This window comes from Arthrobacter sp. TB 26 (genome assembly GCF_000427315.1).
Classification (GTDB): domain Bacteria; phylum Actinomycetota; class Actinomycetes; order Actinomycetales; family Micrococcaceae; genus Arthrobacter.
The window spans coordinates 1-3,986 of sequence record NZ_AUPJ01000448.1; the positions used below are offsets into that span (position 1 = coordinate 1).

Genomic DNA, 3,986 nt, shown 5'->3' on the forward strand with positions numbered 1-3,986 from the left:
CCGCCGCCCACCGCACTGAACATCCTGCTGATCGGCAGCGACAGCCGCGTGAACGAACGGGCAGTCGCCGCCTCCGGCGCCACATCCGACCAACGCGGGGACGCCCTCGTCTTCATCCATCTCCCGGCGGACCGCCAGAACATCTACGGCATTTCCATCATGCGCGACCTATGGGTGGACATCCCCGGCTATGGGGCAGCCAAGGTCAACGCCGGACTCGAGCTGGGCGGCGTGCCCCTCATGACCCAGACCGTGGAATCCCTGCTGGGCCAGCACATCGACCACACCGTGATGCTGGACTTCCAGGGTTTCGCCGCCATGACGGACGCCCTCGGCGGCGTCGACGTCGACATCAAGCAGGCTTTTCAGGGCACCATCGACGACTACGTGTATTTTCCCGCCGGCGTGAACAGGCTCAACGGCCTGCAGGCACTGGCCTATGTCCGCGAGCGCCACGCCTTCGCCGACGGCGACTACCAGCCGGTCCGGAACCAGCAGACCTTCCTCAAGGCCGTGATGGCCAAGATGGCGGCTGAAGGCGGGCTGTCGGACCGCAACACCGTGAAGCAGCTGGTGGCGACCGTCCTCCCCCACGTCACGGTGGACCCGGGGCTCACGGTGGAGACGCTGGAACGGCTCGCCTTCAGCATGCGCGGCACGTCCCCCGGCAATGCCGCGTTCTTCTCACTCCCCACGGCCGGCACCGGGACCAGCAGGGACGGACAGTCAATTGTCCTGCAGAATCCCGCCGCCACCGCCGCCGTTGCCGCCGCGCTGGCCTCCGGGACCCTGCCCGACTACATCGCCGCCAACAATCTGCAGAACGGGAACTGACGCCCTCCGGGCGGTAGATTGGAGCCATGACCCAGACTCCTGTTCAGCCGTCCCCGCAGCCCCCCGTGGCCAAAAAAATCCCTGCCGTCCGCACACACCACGGTGACGCCTTCGAGGACAACTACGAGTGGCTGCGGAACAAGGAATCCGTGGAGGTCGTGGAACTGCTCAAGGCCGAGAACGCGTACCAGGAGGCCGTGACGGCCCACCAGGAGCCGCTGCGCGAGGCCATCTTCCAGGAGATCAAGGGCCGCACCCAGGAGACGGACCTCTCCGTTCCCAACCGCAAGGACGGCTGGTGGTACTACACCCGCTCAGTCGAGGGCAAGGAGTACGGGATCCAGTGCCGCGTCCGGGCCCAGGACACCGGCGACCGCATCGCCGACTGGACGCCGCCCGCCGTCGAGGTCGGCGTCGACATCCCGGGCGAGGAAATCCTGCTGGACTGCAACGTCGAGGCAGAGGGCAAACCGTTCTTCGCCGTCGGCGGCGCCGCCGTGACCATCGACGGGAACCTCTACGCCTACGCCGTGGACAACGCCGGCGACGAGCGGTTCACGCTGCGCATCAAGGACCTGCGGACCGGTGAGCTCCTTCCCGATGCGATCGAGAACGTCTTCTACGGCATCTCCTTCTCCCCCGACGGCACCCGGATCTTCTACACCGTGGTGGATGACGCCTGGCGCCCCTACCAGGTGAGGTCCCATGTCCTCGGCACGCCCGTCGAGGGGGACGAGGTCATCTACCAGGAGGACGACGTCGCCATGTGGCTGGGCTTCGAGCTCTCCGCCGACCGCCGCCACCTGGTGCTGGGCATCGGCTGCTCGGAATTCAGCGAGACCCGGCTGCTGCGCTTCGATGCACTCGACGCCGGACTCAGCACCGTGATCTCCCGCGAGGAGCGCATCCTCTACGAGGCCGAGCCGTTCCTGCTGGCTGACGCCGCAGGGAAGCAGGCCGAGGCCATCGTCCTGACCCACAACAAGGACGCCATCAACTCCATGGTCTCCCTCGTGGACCCGGCAGAGCTCGCCAAGCCGCTCGCCGAGCAGCACTGGACCACCGTCGTCGAACACTCCGACCAGGTGCGCGTCAACGGCGCCGGGGTCACCGCGACACACCTCGTGGTCTCCATCCGCAAGGACACGATCGAGCGGGTGCAGGTCCTGCCGCTGGCCGGGCTGGGCACGCCGGAGCAGGGCGCGCCGGTGGAGCCGGCCTTCGAGGAGGAGCTTTACACCGCGGGCGTCGCCGGCTCCGACTATGAGGCCCCGGTAATCCGGATGGGCTACACCTCCTACTTCACGCCGTCCCGGGTCTACGACTTTGTGCTGCCCACCGCGGAGCTGCCCGCCGGCGAACTCCTGCTGCGCAAGGAAAGCCCGGTCCTGGGCGGCTACTCGTCCGCCGACTACGTTGCCACCCGCGAGTGGGCGGTCGCTTCCGACGGGACCCGGATCCCGCTCTCGGTGCTGCGGCACGCCTCGGTGGCCCGCGATTCCACGGCGGCCGGCCTGGTCTACGGCTACGGCTCCTACGAGATGAGCATGGACCCCAGCTTCGGCATCCCCCGCCTTTCCCTGCTGGACCGGGGCATCGTGTTCGTGATCGCCCACATCCGCGGCGGCGGGGAACTGGGCCGGCACTGGTACGACACCGGCAAGAAGCTGCAGAAGAAGAACACCTTCACGGACTTCATCGCGGCCACCGACTGGCTGGCGCAGTCCGGCTGGGTGGATCCTTCGCGGATCGCGGCCATGGGTGGTTCGGCCGGCGGCCTGCTGATGGGCGCCGTCGCCAACCTGGCACCGGAGAAGTACGCGGCGATCGTGGCCGCCGTCCCGTTCGTGGACGCCCTGACCACCATCCTGGATCCCAACCTGCCGCTCTCCGCGCTGGAGTGGGAGGAATGGGGCAACCCGATCACCGACCGCGCCGTGTACGAGTACATGAAGTCCTACACGCCGTACGAGAACGTCCGCGCGGTGGCGTACCCCAAGATCGCGGCGGTCACCTCGTTTAATGACACGCGGGTGCTCTACGTGGAGCCCGCCAAATGGGTGCAGCGGCTGCGCGAACTCACCACCGGCAGCGAGCCGATCGTGATGAAAATCGAGATGGAGGGCGGCCACGGCGGCGCCTCGGGCCGCTACGTGCAGTGGAAGGAACGGGCCTGGGACTACGCCTTCGTCGCCGACTCCCTGGGCGCCACGGACCTGCTGCCGGGGGCCGGGGTTAAGTAGCCTCCCCATCGATTGCTCCATAACGGCCCCTTTGAGCCCTCATAAGGGCCGATACGGAGCAGCCGATGGTGGGGCCGGGCCCAGGGCGGCTGGATCCCGGTAATCCCGGGAGTCGCCTACCGGATAAAAGCTAATCATGCTTACTATTGACTCGCATGAGGCACATCGGTCTGGACACTGCTCACTGGGGGCAGCAGAAACCGTGCCGGAAATGGAGCTATTCGTGAGCACTGAACAGGAATTGACCCCGCTGAGCGAGGACGAGTTGCTGGCGGAGGCAGGTACCGCACTCCCGGACAAGGAAGTGGCCTCCGTGTTGGACCTGAACGCTGACCTGGACCTCGGCCTCAACGCGGCGGCGCCGATCGACCTCGCCATCGCGGCCAACGCCAACGTCGCCGCCCCGATCGATGCCGCGGCGTCGGCCAACATCCTGTCCTTCGGCTCGGACGCCCAGGCACTCTCGGACCAGGGCGTCATCATCAACCAGGGCATCTCTGCCGATGCTACGGCTGAATCCGCGCAGGACAGCACGATCGAGCAGGACACCGGCAGCACCGACGGCAGCGACACCGGCGCAACGGATGTCACGGCCGAGGAAGGCGCCCTGCCGACCGACGTCGCCGGAGCCCTCAACTCCAACCTGCTCAACGTGAACGTTGATCTGGACGCCGCCGCCGACATCGCCGCCCCGATCAACGGTGCTGTGGCCGCCAACGCCAACGTGGCCGCCCCGATTGACGCCGCCGTCGCCGCCAACATCGGTTCAATCGACAGCAACGCCTTCGCAGTGTCGCAGCAGGACGCCATTATCAACCAGACCATCGAGGGCGAAGCCACGGCTACCGCCGACCAGCAGTCCGACCTCCGGCAGTAGTTCCCCGGATGAGTACTGCGCACGGCGGGCCG

General features: G+C 67.2%; 3 protein-coding genes. All 3 read left to right on the plus strand.

Annotation, left to right across the window (positions count from 1 at the left end; genetic code table 11):
* On the plus strand, nt 1-834 hold an 834-nt coding region (locus K789_RS0117245), incomplete at its 5' end, for an LCP family protein (protein WP_024367849.1).
* A 26-nt stretch (nt 835-860) separates the two neighbouring features.
* Nucleotides 861-3,077, plus strand: coding sequence for a S9 family peptidase (locus tag K789_RS0117250; RefSeq protein ID WP_024367850.1), 2,217 nt, complete (start codon nt 861-863; stop codon nt 3,075-3,077).
* Nucleotides 3,078-3,288: 211 nt separating this feature from the next.
* A complete protein-coding gene (locus K789_RS0117255) occupies nt 3,289-3,954 on the plus strand; it encodes a hypothetical protein (protein ID WP_051181136.1) in 666 nt (221 codons plus the stop codon).
* The last annotated feature ends 32 nt before the right edge of the window (nt 3,955-3,986 follow it).